Origin of the sequence: Solirhodobacter olei, from assembly GCF_004010155.1 — a bacterium.
GTDB classification, from domain to species: Bacteria; Pseudomonadota; Alphaproteobacteria; order Rhodobacterales; family Rhodobacteraceae; genus Solirhodobacter; species Solirhodobacter olei.
The window spans coordinates 1-12,983 of sequence record NZ_RRYH01000010.1 but is presented as its reverse complement, the minus strand read 5'-3'; the positions used below and the strand labels follow the sequence as shown (position 1 = coordinate 12,983).

The 12,983-nt window shown below is 69.4% G+C and carries 14 protein-coding genes; 8 read left to right on the top strand and 6 right to left on the bottom strand.

The genetic code is table 11. The features are described 5' to 3' along the window. The first annotated feature begins 43 nt into the window (after nt 1-43). A complete protein-coding gene (hspQ, locus tag EIP85_RS08625; RefSeq protein ID WP_127901779.1) occupies nt 44-370 on the top strand; it encodes a heat shock protein HspQ in 327 nt (108 codons plus the stop codon). Between the two features lie 88 nt (nt 371-458). Here hspQ and lpxK read toward each other — a convergent pair whose 3' ends face one another. From lpxK to EIP85_RS08600, 5 genes are all read right to left on the bottom strand, one after another. Next, the gene (gene lpxK, locus EIP85_RS08620; RefSeq protein WP_127901778.1) at nt 459-1,460 is read right to left on the bottom strand and encodes a tetraacyldisaccharide 4'-kinase; all 1,002 of its coding nucleotides are present in this window, start codon (nt 1,458-1,460) and stop codon (nt 459-461) included. Next, nucleotides 1,457-2,668, bottom strand: coding sequence for a 3-deoxy-D-manno-octulosonic acid transferase (locus tag EIP85_RS08615; protein WP_127901777.1), 1,212 nt, complete (start codon nt 2,666-2,668; stop codon nt 1,457-1,459). Before EIP85_RS08615 ends, lpxK begins: the two co-directional genes overlap by 4 nt. Before the next feature lie 11 nt (nt 2,669-2,679). Next, nucleotides 2,680-2,925, bottom strand: a complete 246-nt coding sequence (locus EIP85_RS08610; RefSeq protein WP_127901776.1) for a DUF4170 domain-containing protein — start codon at nt 2,923-2,925, stop codon at nt 2,680-2,682. A gap of 132 nt (nt 2,926-3,057) precedes the next feature. After that, on the bottom strand, nt 3,058-3,837 hold the full coding sequence (locus tag EIP85_RS08605; protein WP_127901775.1) for a 3'(2'),5'-bisphosphate nucleotidase CysQ: 780 nt from the start codon (nt 3,835-3,837) through the stop codon (nt 3,058-3,060). After that, nucleotides 3,824-5,170 (bottom strand): TldD/PmbA family protein, encoded by a 1,347-nt coding sequence (locus EIP85_RS08600; RefSeq protein ID WP_127901774.1) that lies wholly within the window; start codon nt 5,168-5,170, stop codon nt 3,824-3,826. Before EIP85_RS08600 ends, EIP85_RS08605 begins: the two co-directional genes overlap by 14 nt. 338 nt (nt 5,171-5,508) lie before the next feature. Between EIP85_RS08600 and EIP85_RS08595 the strand changes: the two genes are divergently transcribed. Continuing rightward, nucleotides 5,509-6,012, top strand: coding sequence for a GNAT family N-acetyltransferase (locus EIP85_RS08595; protein ID WP_164871680.1), 504 nt, complete (start codon nt 5,509-5,511; stop codon nt 6,010-6,012). Between the two features lie 72 nt (nt 6,013-6,084). Here the strand turns inward: EIP85_RS08595 and EIP85_RS08590 are convergent, their stop codons facing one another. Then, on the bottom strand, nt 6,085-7,590 hold the full coding sequence (locus tag EIP85_RS08590; protein WP_127901772.1) for a DUF2125 domain-containing protein: 1,506 nt from the start codon (nt 7,588-7,590) through the stop codon (nt 6,085-6,087). A gap of 130 nt (nt 7,591-7,720) precedes the next feature. Here EIP85_RS08590 and EIP85_RS08585 point away from each other — a divergent pair, with 130 nt between their 5' ends. The 6 genes from EIP85_RS08585 to EIP85_RS08560 all read left to right on the top strand — a co-directional run. Continuing rightward, a complete protein-coding gene (locus EIP85_RS08585; RefSeq protein ID WP_127901771.1) occupies nt 7,721-8,470 on the top strand; it encodes an SDR family oxidoreductase in 750 nt (249 codons plus the stop codon). Beyond that, on the top strand, nt 8,467-9,081 hold the full coding sequence (locus tag EIP85_RS08580; protein WP_127901770.1) for an enoyl-CoA hydratase/isomerase family protein: 615 nt from the start codon (nt 8,467-8,469) through the stop codon (nt 9,079-9,081). The genes EIP85_RS08585 and EIP85_RS08580 overlap by 4 nt, the downstream gene beginning before the upstream one ends. A 474-nt stretch (nt 9,082-9,555) precedes the next feature. Beyond that, a complete protein-coding gene (gene rpsL, locus EIP85_RS08575; RefSeq protein WP_127901769.1) occupies nt 9,556-9,927 on the top strand; it encodes a 30S ribosomal protein S12 in 372 nt (123 codons plus the stop codon). An 11-nt stretch (nt 9,928-9,938) separates the two neighbouring features. Next, the gene (gene rpsG, locus EIP85_RS08570) at nt 9,939-10,409 is read left to right on the top strand and encodes a 30S ribosomal protein S7 (RefSeq protein WP_127901768.1); all 471 of its coding nucleotides are present in this window, start codon (nt 9,939-9,941) and stop codon (nt 10,407-10,409) included. A gap of 10 nt (nt 10,410-10,419) precedes the next feature. Further along, nucleotides 10,420-12,543, top strand: a complete 2,124-nt coding sequence (gene fusA, locus EIP85_RS08565) for an elongation factor G (protein ID WP_127901767.1) — start codon at nt 10,420-10,422, stop codon at nt 12,541-12,543. A gap of 84 nt (nt 12,544-12,627) precedes the next feature. Continuing rightward, nucleotides 12,628-12,983: GTP-binding protein (locus EIP85_RS08560; RefSeq protein WP_206615486.1), on the top strand; the 356-nt coding region annotated here is incomplete at its 3' end.

Genomic DNA, 12,983 nt, shown 5'->3' with positions numbered 1-12,983 from the left:
ACGCGTGAGGATTAGTAAACCAGTTCAGGGGACGAAGTTCATGATGTTGGCCACGCAAGCGAAGTATCATATCGGCCAGGTTCTGCGCCACCGCAAGCACCCCTTCCGGGGGGTCGTCTTCGATGTGGACGCCATGTTCGCCAATACCGAGGACTGGTACCAGGCCATCCCGGAAGAAAGCCGCCCCTCCAAGGACCAGCCGTTCTACCACCTGCTGGCCGAGAACGATCAGAGCTACTACGTGGCCTATGTCTCGGAGCAGAACCTGGTGCCGGACGAGACCGGCGAGCCGGTCGACCACCCCGACCTGCCCGAGCTGTTCGGCGATTTTCAGGACGGCCGTTACCCGCTGCAGTTCCAGCTGAACTGAGAGGCGGGGGACCTTTCCCTGACCTGATGACGTTGCGCGGCGTTTCCGATGCACCCGGTCCCGGTCGTCCCCCGCGGCGGGTGCGGCCTCAGCGGATCGGCAGGATGCGGTCCAATGCCGCGTCGAGGGGCGCCCAGTCGTCAAGCTGAAGCCGTACCGGCAGGGCGAGGACGCGCATCCGGAAGCTTTCGGGCAGGCGCACGGCGTCCTTCTCGGTGGTGACGAGCTGGGCGCCCGCCGCTCGGGCCTCGGCGTCGAGGCGGCGCATCAGGCCTTCGGAGAGGGGCTGGTGATCGGCCAGCGCCTCGGTCCGAAGAAGCCGGGCGCCGAGGCTGCGGAGCGTGGCGAAGAACTTTTCCGGATGGCCGATGCCGGCGAAGGCCATGACGGGGTGGTCCTGCCAGTCGATCCCCATCTCCAGCGGCGCCAGCGCGCCGGTGAGGCGGGGGAGCGTGGCGGTGGCGGCGCCCCAGGTTCGGGTGAAGCGGTCCTGCGCTTCGGGTCCGCCGATCGTCAGCATCAGGTCGGCGCGGGCGAGGCCTGTGGCGACGGGCTCTCTCAGCGGGCCGGCGGGAAGGCAGCGGCCGTTGCCGAAGCCGAGCGCGGCATCGGCGACGACGAGCGACAGGTCCTTGGCGAGGCCGGGATTCTGGAAGCCGTCGTCGAGCAGGATGATGTCTGCCCCTCCGGCCGCCGCTGCACGGGCGCCGGCGGCGCGGTCGCGGGCGATCCAGCAGGGCGTGAAGCCGGCCAGCAGCAGTGGCTCGTCCCCGGTTTCCGCGGCGCGATGGCGGCGGGGGTCGACACGGGTCGGGCCGGTGAGGCTGCCGCCGTAGCCCCGGGACACGACATGCGGGGTCAGGCCACGGGCCTTCAGCCGCTCGACGATCGCGATGGCGGTCGGCGTCTTGCCTGTGCCGCCGGCGTTGAGGTTGCCGACGCAGATCACCGGCGGGCCGACGCGTTCCCCCGGCCCCTGCCGCAGCCGCCGGGCGGTCCCCATTGCATAGAGCGTGCCGAGAGGCGCCAGCACCCGGGCCTGCCAGCCCGGCGCGGAGGGCGGGTTCTGCCAGAAGCCGGGCGGCGTCATTGCGCGTCCTTCGGCGGCTCCACCGCGCCAAGGAGGAGCCGGGCAACGCGGTCCGTCACCTCTGCCCCGGCCGTGGTTGCGGCCCAGGCGTCATGCGCCAGCGCCGCGGCGCGGTCGGCGGCGAGAAGATCGCCCACCGCCTCGCCCAGTTCGGCGGCGGAGCGAACCTCGCGCGTGGCGTGCGCCCGGGCGAGCAGCGCGAAGGCCGGGTCGTGCCCGCCGTGCCGGGGGCCATGCAGGATGGCGGAGCCGAGCGCGGCCGGTTCGTAGGGCGAGCGCAGGCTGCCCGTCCCGGCAAGGCTGCCGCCAAGGAAGCTCATCGGCGCGAGGCGGTACCAGAGGCCCATCTCCCCCTCGGTATCGGCGACGTAGACCTGGGTCTCCTCGCCCAGCTCCTCGTCGATGGAGCGCAGGGCGGTCAGCCAGCCTTCGGGTTCCGCCAGCGCCCTTGCGAAACGGGGGCCGTCGGCGGGGTTCTCGGGCACCACGATCAGCAGCAGCCGGTGCGCCAGCCGGAGCGCGGCGCGATGGGCGGTGATGACGGCGGGCAGCTCCGCCTCCGGCAGGCCGGCGACGAGCCAGATCGGGCGGGCGGCGAGCTGGGCTGTCATCGCCTCGCGCTCGGCGTCGTTGCAGGGGAGCGCCTCCGGCACCGGCTCCAGCGGCGCCAGCGTCTCGATCGCGGCGCCGGGGCCGGCGAGGCGGCGCAGGCGGCGGGCGTCCTGGGCATGGGGGGCGAGGATGCGCGCCAGGGGCCCCATCAACCCGCGCGAAAGGCCGGGGATCAGCCGCAGCAGCATCGGCGCGGGCAGGTCTGGCTGGATCAGGTGAAAGGGCCGCTGCGCCCCGGCGCCGGCGAGCAGCACCGGCGAAAGCGGGCCGCCAACCTGGGCGATCGCCTCGGGCTGCCAGTGGGTGAGGAAGGCGGCGAGCCGGGCCGGATCCTCGACCGGGGGCGGGCGGTGGAGCACGCGCCGCGGCAGGGCGGGCGGATCGGCGGGGCAGGTGAGCAGGATCGTCAGCCGCGCGCGTTCCTCGGACAGGCGGCGGACCAGCTCCATCGCTGCCGAAAGCCCCTCGGCCCGCGGCACGTGCAGCCAGATCAGCGGCCCGCGCGGACGGGCCGGCTCCGCGTCCTCGGCCCGCGCGGCGCGCCGGCGCCGGGCGGTCAGCGCGAGGTAGAGCGAAAGGCCTGCCGGGCGCGGCATGGTGGTCGGGGTCAGGCCCCGAGTTCCTCGGTCGGGCCGGCGGCCTGTTCCTCGTCCCGCAGCCGGTGGATATGGGCGATGAAGTAGCGCATGTGGGCGTCGTCCACGGTCCGCTGGGCCTCGGCTTTCCAGGCGGCATGGGCGCTCTGGTAATCGGGGAACATGCCGACGATGTGGATCTGCGAGACGTCCTTGAAGACGTTCTTGGACGGGTCGGCGAGTTCGCCGCCGAAGACGAGATGGAGACGCTGGGCCATTGTTCTGCTCCTTGGGGGATCTGGCCGCGACCCTAGCCAAAAGCGGCCCCGGGTCAAGACGAGGGCGGCAGGGGCGTGGGGGCTTGCGGAGCGCGCGGGGGACGGTGCTGGGCGTGGGGCTGGTCGCGCGTGTCAGTGGCCGAGGCGGCGGGACAGCAGATCGGCGTGAAGCGCGGGCGGCGCGGCCAGAACACCGGGGCCGAGCGGCGAGTCCCGGTTGAAACGCAAGGGCTGGCCGGTGCCGTCGGTCACCGTCACCCCCGCGCGGGCGCAGATCAGCGCGCCGGCGGCAATGTCCCATTCCCAGGTGTCGCGGAAGGTGACGAGGCCGTCGTGCTGACCCTCCGCCACGAGGCAGAGCCGCCAGGCGAGCGACGGCCGGAAGGCGCGCTTCAGGTCCGGCACGCCGCCGGGCCAGTTTTCTGCCGCCAGTGCGCCGCCGCTGGTCAGCACGCTTGCGCCCTCGGCCCGATGCACGGCCGAAGGGGTCAGGGGCGCGCCGTTCAGCTCTGCCGGGGTGTCGATGGAGGCGGTGTAGAGAAGCTCCAGCGCGGGAAGGAAGACCACGGCGGCGGTGATCTCGCCGGCTTCGGCGACCGCGATGGAATGGGCGAAGCCCGCCTCGCCCTGGATGAAGGCCCGCGTGCCGTCGATCGGGTCGACGATGAAGATGCGCTTGGTATCGAGCCGGGCCTTGGTGTCCTCCGTTTCCTCGGAAAGCCAGCCGTAGTCGGGGCGGGCGGAGCGCAGGACGGTAGCGATCAGGCGGTCGGCCTCGATATCCGCGGTGGTGACGGGGCCGGCGCCGTCGGGCTTCTGCCAGACCTCCGGCGAATGCCGCCAATGGGCCATGGCGATCTGGCCCGCCTCGCGCGCGGCGCGGGTCAGGAGCTGGAGGTCACTCTCCGGCAAGGGTCAGCCCCTCGACGCGGAGCGACGGGCAGACGAGAGACAGCCAGTCGCGACCGTCATTGGCCGGGGTCAGCGTCTTAAGCATGTCCCGCAGGTTTCCGGCGACGGTGCATTCGTTGACAGGGTAGGCAATCTCGCCCTTCTCGACCCAGAAACCGGAGGCGCCGCGCGAATAGTCCCCCGTCGTCGGGTTGATCGAGGAGCCCATGAGCGAGGTGATCAGAAGCCCCGTGCCCATCTCGGCCAGCAGCTCCGCCTGGGTCTGCGTCCCCTGGGTGAGGAGGAGGTTCGAGGTCCCGGGCGAGGGCGGGGCAGAGGTGGAGCGGCTGGCGTTCGCGGTGCTCTTGAGGCCGAGCTTGCGGGCGGTGGCGAGGTCGAGCGTCCAGCCGGTCAGCACGCCGGCATCGACGATCCTGCGGGCGTGGGTCGGCAGGCCCTCGGCATCGAAGGGGCGGGAGCCGCTGACGCGGGGGCGGTGCGGATCCTCGGTCAGTGTCAGGCCGGTGGGGAGCACCTGTTCGCCCAGGGCGTCGCGCAGCCAGGAGGAGCCGCGGGCGATGGCGCTGCCGTTGATCGCACCGATCAGGTGGCCGATCAGCGAGCCGGCCACACGCTCGTCATAGACGACGGGATAGGCGCCGGTCTTGGGCTTCCGGGCCCCGGCGCGGGAAACCGCGCGCTCGCCGGCGCGGCGGCCGATCTCTTCTGCATCCATCAGGTCGGCCTGGTAGGTGCGGGCGTCGGCGTACCAGTCCCGCTCCATCCCCGTGCCGGTGCCAGTGATCGCGACGCAGGAGAGCGAGCGGGAGGTCTGCGCGAACCCGCCCGAAAAGCCGTTCGACAGCGCGATGTGCAGCGCGCTTCGCCCATAGCCGGCACCCGCCCCGTCGACCTGGCTCACGCCCTTCACCGCGCGGGCGGCGGCCTCGGCGCGGAGCGCGTCTTCCTCCAGCGCGGCGGCGGCGGGCTCGGCGGCCGGGTCGGCGAGGTCGAGCGCGGCGAGATCCCAGTCCCGCGCGATCTCGGACGGGTCGGCGAGGCCGATGTTGGGATCCTCCGGCGCCTCGCGCGCCATTGCGACGGCGCGTTCGGCCATTGCGGCCATGGTCTCGGCCCGCGTGTCGGAGGCGGAGACGCAGGCCTGGCGCTGGCCGATCAGCACCCGCAGGCCGATGTCAACGCCCTCGGAGCGTTCGGCCTGTTCGAGCTTGCCCGCCCGGGTTTCGACCGAGATCGAGCGGCCCTCGACGGCGAGCGCGTCGGCGGCATCGGCGCCTGCCTTCGTGGCTGCCTCGAGCAGCGCATGGGCAAGGGATTCAAGCGTATCGGGCATGGCCAGGCCTTTCGGTTCGGACCATTCGGACCTAGTGGGGCCGGGCCCGGACTGCAAGCACCGATGGGGCAATCCTGCGCGAGGGGTGGATGGGGCGCTGACCCGCCCGCGGGCGCTTTCGAGGGCGAGGAGGGCAGGGGAGCGAGGGCGCGGCGCGCTTGACAGCGCGCCCGATTGCCCGAAGGATCGCCGCCATGACCACGATGCAGCAGACCACCGGGCTCTTTTACGGCCGTCGCAGATAGCGGCGGTGGTCTTTTCGCATGTGATCGAAGGCCGCCATGGGGCGGCCTTTTCTTCCGAACCATGGCGGGCAGAACCCGAGGATGGAGAGGAAGATGGAAGGCGATATCGAAACTGAAGACGACGCGGGGGCTGGCGTGCGGATCCGCGCGGTGGCGGCGGGGGACCTGCCGGCACTGGCGGCAATGGTGGCGGCGCTTGCCGCGCATCACGGCGACACGGCGCGGGCGGATGTCGCGGCGCTGGCACGCGACGTGCTGGGGCCCGCGCCCTGGCTCCAGGTGCTGGTGGCGGAGGGGGAGACCGGGCTACTGGGCTATGCCGCGCTCTGTCCGCGGGCGCAGCTGCAGTTCGGGCTGCGGGGGATGGACCTGCATCACCTCTACGTGGCGCCGGTGGCGCGCGGAAAGGGTCTTGGCCGGCGGCTGATCCGGGCGGCGGCGGCGCGGGCGGGGGCGGCGGGGTGCAGCTTCCTTACCGTCGGCACGGCGAGCGGGAACTGGCATGCCCAAACCGTCTACCGGGCCTGCGGTTTCGAGCCGGTGGCGCGCGACGGCGGACTGTTCCGCATGGCGCTGACGGGCGGGGCTGCGGCCTGAGATGCGGCCTGAGATGGCGAAGGCCGCCCCGGTTGCCCGGGGCGGCCCTTTTGTTCCTTGCGCCCAAACCCGCTACTGGATGCGCTGGCCGTTGGCGAGGATGGCGCCGTCCTGCTTGAACTCGATCTTGGTCTTCAGCACGTCGTCGCCGGCGGGCTCGGTGAACATGCCGAGCATCATCCGCACCCCTGCCGCCTGGTTCTCGGGCAGGAGGCCCATCTGCGTCAGCTTCTCCATCAGCGCGTTGCCGCCGGTGAGCTTCAGCTCGACATCGCCCACGGGGCGCGGCGCCGGGCCGGAGTTGTCGAAGGTGACGGCGCCCTTGCCGGTCAACTCTGCTCCGAGCGCGGTCAGCTGAAGCTGGTTCAGCTTCAGCGACTGCAACTGGCCCGGATCCATCGGCGGATGCTCTGCCAGCTTCGGGTCGAGCAGGTCCATCCCCAGCTTGCCCTGGCCGGCGAGGTCGACGATCAGGGTCGCGGGGGTGTGGGGCAGTGCGCCGGTCGGATCGAAGAGGCCCCAGACCTCCTTGTTCACGCTGAGGCCGATGATCCGGGTCAGCAGGCTGAAGTCCTGCGGGGTGTCGGATTTCGCAATCGGCACGGTCAGCTGGAACTCTCCCGACTTCTGGCTAATCTTGACCTCCGGCAGGGGGAGGTCGGGCACCTGCAGGGTCAGCTCGCTGTCATTGTCCTGCGCGCCGTAGCGCAGGTGGTCCTTGCTCATGTCGACGGTGAGCGTGCCGGTGCCGGTGCTTCCGGTGATCGTGCCGGGCCCCTTGGGCGAGACATAGGCGACCTTGAGGCTGGCGGGCCCGTGGGTCAGCGCGCTCGACAGGCTGTAGCCCGCCGCCAGCGCCTTGGCCATGTCGGCCTGGATGTCGACGCCCTTCGGGAGCACGGCATGGCTGGTGCCCTTGAGGTCTGCGACCTCCGCCTCGACATGGGCGGATCCCTTTTTCTCGGGGTTTGCGACGTCGAGCGCGAGCTTGAACGACTGTACCGAGCCGCTTGCATCGGTGATCGCCGGGTCCGTGCCGGTGATATGCGCCGTGCTCTCCATCCCGGTGAAGGTGATCCCGCCCTTGGCGTCGACCGGCTTGCCGTCTGCGACGATCGAGCCGATGGCGAGGCCGACGCTGGCGGCGCTGCTCTGCAGCGTCAGGTCGTCCGTGGTGCCGGAGACCACGGTCTTCAGCCCGGATTGGCTCAGCTTCAGCGTGACGTCGGCGGAGCGGTCCTGGCCCTTCTTGCCAGGCTCGGGCGCGGCATGAATCGCCACCGTCGCGCCGGGCGCAGCGGTGACGGTGACCTTGCCGTCCGCGCCCTCGGCGAGGTCGAGCTCGGGCAGCGAGACCGTGCTGGTGGTCGGCCCATGGGCCGTGGTGAGCGTCACGTCCTTCAGCTGCAACGTGCCGCCGGCGCTCGACCTCGATCCGACGGCGATCTTGCTGCCCTGGGCTTCGATGCGGGATTGCAGCGCGGACCATACGGCATCTGCCGTCAGCGCGGCTGCGGCGCTGCCGGACAGGAGGGCGGCCGCAACCGTGGCCGCGCCGAGCAGGCGCAAAGACTTCATAATAAACCTCTCCGGATATACATTAAGGGATCTCTCCTCAGCATCTTGCGGGGCGGGGCGCCGGTCAAGGGATTCCCTCGGCCCGCGGGACGGGCTAACAGGCCCCGAAAGCAGCAGGACGGAGGGTGTTATGGCGGAACTGGCAGGCAAGGTCGTTGTGATCACCGGGGCGAGCCGGGGGATCGGCGCGGCGGCGGCGCGGGAGTTCGCGGCAGAGGGCGCGAAGGTCGGGCTTCTGGCGCGCGACGCGGACGCGATCGCGGCGCTGGCCGAGGAGACGGGCGGCCACGCGGTGGCCTGCGACGTGGCCGACCCTGCGGCGGTCGCCGCCGCGCTGGAGGCGGTCGAGGCGGCCTTCGGCCCGGTCGACGTGCTGATCAACAACGCCGGCATGATCGACCCGATCGGCCATATTGCAGAGACCGATGCCGAGGCCTGGGGCCGCAATATCGACGTGAACCTGAAGGGCGTCTTCAACGGCATGCGCGCGGTGCTGCCGGGGATGATGGCGCGGCATTCCGGCACGATCATCACCGTCAGCTCGGGCGCCGCGCACAACCCGCTGGAGGGGTGGAGCGCCTATTGCGCCGCCAAGGCGGGTGCGGCGATGCTGACCCGCGTGGCCCATGTCGAGGCCGGGCCTGCCGGCGTCCGCGTCATGGGGCTTTCGCCGGGAACGGTGGCGACCGAGATGCAGGTGAAGATCAAGGCCAGCGGGATCAACCCGGTCAGCCGCCTTGACCCGAATGCGCATGTTCCCGCCGACTGGCCGGCGAAGGCGCTGGTCTGGATGTTTACCGCCGATGCCGATGCCTTCCGCGGCCAGGAGATCCAGCTGCGCGACGCTGCGATTCGCGCCCGGCTGGGCCTGCCGGCATGATCGTCACCGAGGCGCGGGATGGCATCTGGCGGCTCCGGATCATGCGTCCGGAGAAGGCCAATTCGCTGACCCGCGCCATGCTGGTGGCGCTGGAGGAGGGCGTCGCTGCCGCCCGCGCCGCCGGGGCCCGGGTGCTGGTGCTGACCGGGACCGACAGCGTCTTTTCCGCCGGGGCGGATCTGGACGAGGCGCGGGCGGGGCTTGCCACCGATCCCATCTGGGAACGGCTCTCGGCCGCCGTGGCGGGGTTTCCGGGGCTGACGGTGGCGGCGCTTAACGGCTCTGTCGCCGGGGGCGCGCTGGGGATGGTGCTTGCGGCCGACCTGCGGGTGGCAGCGGCGGAGAGCGGGAAGATCTTCTACCCGGTGATGAAGCTGGGGTTCCTGCCGCAGCCCTCGGACCCCGGGCGGCTGGCGGCGCTGATAGGGCCGGCGCGGGCGAAGCTGATCCTGATGGCTGGCGCGCGGGTGACGATGGAAGAGGCCCTGGGCTGGGGCCTCGTCGACCGGCTGGTGCCGAAGGCGGCGCTGGACGCCGAGGTGGAGGCGCTGGCGGCCGATGCGCTCGGCGCCAAGGCGGAGCATGTGGCGGCGATCAAGCGGATGATCTGAGGCCGTAGGGTGCGCAATGAATGCGCACCCTACGGGTCTTGCGGTGAGGCCCAAGGCGCGCCCGCCCTTGAGGGCGGACGGCCGCTGGCCCGGTGGTGCTGCGCACCGCTGTTTCGGGCCGGGGTGGCGGAAGCCTCGGCCGGGTTGTATCCCCCTGTTTCGGGTCGGGAATGGCCGGCGGGGTTTCGCCCTTGCTCTAAAGGCCCCGCCCCCGCCCCGGCTGTTGACATCCCCCCCGACTCCCCATATACGGCGCGCACTTCGGGCAGCGAGGGGACCCTCCCTGCCTGCATGTCACGAACGGAAGTGGTCAAGATCCGGGCCTTTGCCCCGATCCTCTGGAATTCCACCGCGTCGCCCTCGCGAAGGGGGTGAATGCGGTTTTGGTGCTTTGCGGATAGGCCGCGGAGCATGTCGAGAAGCGGCATCCCCGACCGGGGGTGAGTATTGACAGGCTTAACACGAGGAAAGTGTATGCCAACTATTCAGCAGCTGATCCGCAAGCCGCGGCAGCCGAACGTCCGGAAATCCAAGTCGCAGCACCTGGAGCAGTGCCCGCAAAAGCGCGGCGTCTGCACCCGTGTCTACACCACGACGCCGAAGAAGCCGAACTCGGCCATGCGTAAGGTGGCCAAGGTCCGCCTGACCAACGGCTACGAAGTGATCAGCTACATCCCCGGCGAAAAGCACAACCTGCAGGAGCACTCCGTCGTGCTCATCCGCGGCGGCCGGGTGAAGGACCTTCCGGGCGTGCGCTATCACATTCTGCGCGGCGTTCTGGATACCCAGGGCGTGAAGGATCGCCGTCAGCGGCGTTCGAAGTACGGCGCGAAGCGGCCGAAGTGAGGAGATAGAGCATGTCCCGTCGTCACGCCGCCGAGAAGCGCGAAGTCCTGCCCGATGCCAAGTTCGGCGATCGGGTTCTGACGAAATTCATGAACAACCTGATGATCGACGGCAAGAAGTCGACTGCCGAGCGGATCGTCTACGACGCGCTGGACCGGGTTCAGACCCGTCTCAAGCGCGAGCCGATCGAGTGCTTCCACGAAGCCCTCGACAACGTGAAGCCCTCGGTCGAGGTGCGTTCCCGCCGGGTCGGCGGCGCCACCTACCAGGTGCCGGTCGAAGTGCGCCCCGAGCGCCGCGAGGCTCTGGCCATCCGCTGGCTGATCATCGCCGCCCGCAAGCGCAACGAGAACACCATGGAAGAGCGTCTGGCTGCCGAGCTGTCCGATGCGGTGAACAACCGCGGCACCGCGGTGAAGAAGCGCGAAGACACCCACAAGATGGCCGACGCTAACAAGGCGTTCAGCCACTACCGCTGGTGAGGCAATTCTGATGGCACGCGACTACCAACTTAAGCGATACCGCAACTTCGGGATCATGGCCCACATCGACGCGGGCAAGACCACGACGACGGAGCGGATCCTCTACTACACCGGCAAGTCCCACAAGATCGGCGAAGTCCATGACGGCGCCGCCACGATGGACTGGATGGAGCAGGAGCAGGAACGCGGGATCACCATCACCTCGGCCGCGACGACGACCTTCTGGCAGCGCCAGGAAGATCCGACCGCCGAGGGGACCTCTGATACCAAGTACCGCTTCAACATCATCGACACCCCCGGCCACGTCGACTTCACCATCGAAGTCGAGCGTTCGCTCGCCGTGCTCGACGGTGCCGTCTGCCTTCTCGACGCCAACGCCGGTGTCGAGCCGCAGACCGAGACCGTCTGGCGCCAGGCCGACCGCTACCACGTCCCGCGGATCGTGTTCGTCAACAAGATGGACAAGATCGGCGCCGACTTCTTCAACTGTGTGAAGATGATCAAGGACCGTACCGGCGCGACCCCGTGCCCGATCGCCCTGCCGATCGGCGCCGAGGACAAGCTGGAAGGCCTGATCGACCTCGTCACGATGGAAGAGTGGACCTGGAAGGGCGAGGACCTCGGCGCCTCCTGGACCCGTCAGGCGATCCGTCCGGAGCTGAAGGAACTGGCCGACGAGTGGCGCCACAACCTGGTCGAGCTTGCCGTGGAGCAGGACGACGAGGCGATGGAAGCCTACCTGGAAGGCACCGAGCCCGACGTGGAGACGCTGCACGGGCTGATCCGCAAGGGCACGCTGTCGCTGACCTTCGTTCCGGTCACCGCGGGCTCCGCGTTCAAGAACAAGGGTGTCCAGCCGCTGCTCAACGCGGTGATCGACTACCTGCCGTCGCCGCTGGACGTGAAGCCCTACATGGGCTTCCTGCCGGGCGACGAGACGGAAACCCGGAACATCGAGCGGTCTGCCGATGACGCGCAGCCGTTCTCGGCGCTCGCGTTCAAGATCATGAACGACCCGTTCGTCGGCTCGCTCACCTTCACGCGGATCTATTCCGGCGTCCTGAAGAAGGGCGACCAGATGATGAACTCCACGAAGGGCAAGCGCGAGCGCGTCGGCCGGATGATGATGATGCACGCCATCAACCGCGAGGAAATCGAAGAGGCCTTCGCGGGTGACATCATCGCGCTGGCGGGTCTGAAGGAAACCACCACGGGTGACACGCTCTGCGATCCCGCCAAGCCGGTGGTTCTGGAAACCATGACCTTCCCCGATCCGGTCATCGAGATCGCGGTGGAACCGAAGTCGAAGGCTGACCAGGAGAAGATGGGCCTCGCGCTCGCCCGCCTGGCCGCCGAAGACCCGTCCTTCCGCGTCGAGACCGACTTCGAATCGGGCCAGACGATCATGAAGGGCATGGGCGAACTTCACCTCGACATCCTGGTCGACCGCATGAAGCGGGAGTTCAAGGTTGAGGCGAACATCGGTGCGCCGCAGGTGGCCTATCGCGAGACCATCTCGCGCGAAGCCGAGATCGACTACACCCACAAGAAGCAGACCGGCGGCACGGGCCAGTTCGCCCGCGTCAAGCTGATCATCACCCCGACGGAACCGGGCGAAGGCTATTCCTTCGAGTCCAAGATCGTCGGCGGCGCGGTGCCGAAGGAATACATCCCCGGCGTCGAGAAGGGGATCAAGTCGGTCATGGACTCCGGTCCGCTGGCGGGCTTCCCGGTGATCGACTTCAAGGTGGCGCTGGTCGACGGTGCCTTCCACGACGTCGACTCGTCGGTCCTGGCCTTCGAGATCGCCTCCCGTGCAGGTATGCGCGAGGGCCTGAAGAAGGCCGGCGCGAAGCTGCTGGAGCCGATCATGAAGGTGGAAGTGGTGACGCCGGAAGAATACACCGGTGGCATCATCGGCGACCTGACCAGCCGTCGCGGCATGGTTCAGGGCCAGGACAGCCGTGGCAATGCCAACGTCATCACGGCGATGGTGCCGCTCGCCAACATGTTCGGCTACATCAACAACCTGCGTTCGATGTCGTCGGGCCGCGCGGTCTTCACCATGCAGTTCGACCACTACGACGCGGTTCCGCAGAACATCTCGGACGAGATCCAGAAGAAATACGCATAACGGTCGGTGCGCGCGCGAGCGCGCACCCTACCCCCAACCCAGTAGGGTGCGTGTTCTCACGCACCGCCCGATAGGAGAAGAAAGATGGCGAAGGCAAAATTCGAACGCAACAAGCCGCATGTGAACGTCGGCACGATCGGCCACGTTGACCACGGCAAGACGACGCTGACGGCGGCGATCACGAAGTATTTCGGCGAGTTCAAGGCCTATGACATGATCGACGCGGCGCCGGAAGAACGCGCCCGTGGGATCACGATCTCGACCGCGCACGTGGAATACGAGACGCCGGCGCGCCACTACGCGCACGTCGACTGCCCCGGCCACGCCGACTACGTGAAGAACATGATCACGGGTGCGGCGCAGATGGACGGCGCGATCCTCGTGGTTTCGGCGGCCGACGGCCCGATGCCGCAGACGCGCGAGCACATCCTGCTGGCGCG

Excerpts from the sequence above, each read along its gene's own strand:
- hspQ (WP_127901779.1), top strand. The coding sequence starts at position 44 with ATGTTGGCCACGCAAGCGAAGTATCATATCGGCCAGGTTCTGCGCCAC.
- lpxK (WP_127901778.1), bottom strand. The coding sequence starts at position 1,460 with ATGACGCCGCCCGGCTTCTGGCAGAACCCGCCCTCCGCGCCGGGCTGG.
- EIP85_RS08615 (WP_127901777.1), bottom strand. The coding sequence starts at position 2,668 with ATGCCGCGCCCGGCAGGCCTTTCGCTCTACCTCGCGCTGACCGCCCGG.
- EIP85_RS08610 (WP_127901776.1), bottom strand. The coding sequence starts at position 2,925 with ATGGCCCAGCGTCTCCATCTCGTCTTCGGCGGCGAACTCGCCGACCCG.
- EIP85_RS08600 (WP_127901774.1), bottom strand. The coding sequence starts at position 5,170 with ATGCCCGATACGCTTGAATCCCTTGCCCATGCGCTGCTCGAGGCAGCC.
- EIP85_RS08595 (WP_164871680.1), top strand. The coding sequence starts at position 5,509 with ATGGAAGGCGATATCGAAACTGAAGACGACGCGGGGGCTGGCGTGCGG.
- EIP85_RS08590 (WP_127901772.1), bottom strand. The coding sequence starts at position 7,590 with ATGAAGTCTTTGCGCCTGCTCGGCGCGGCCACGGTTGCGGCCGCCCTC.
- EIP85_RS08585 (WP_127901771.1), top strand. The coding sequence starts at position 7,721 with ATGGCGGAACTGGCAGGCAAGGTCGTTGTGATCACCGGGGCGAGCCGG.
- EIP85_RS08580 (WP_127901770.1), top strand. The coding sequence starts at position 8,467 with ATGATCGTCACCGAGGCGCGGGATGGCATCTGGCGGCTCCGGATCATG.
- rpsL (WP_127901769.1), top strand. The coding sequence starts at position 9,556 with ATGCCAACTATTCAGCAGCTGATCCGCAAGCCGCGGCAGCCGAACGTC.
- rpsG (WP_127901768.1), top strand. The coding sequence starts at position 9,939 with ATGTCCCGTCGTCACGCCGCCGAGAAGCGCGAAGTCCTGCCCGATGCC.
- fusA (WP_127901767.1), top strand. The coding sequence starts at position 10,420 with ATGGCACGCGACTACCAACTTAAGCGATACCGCAACTTCGGGATCATG.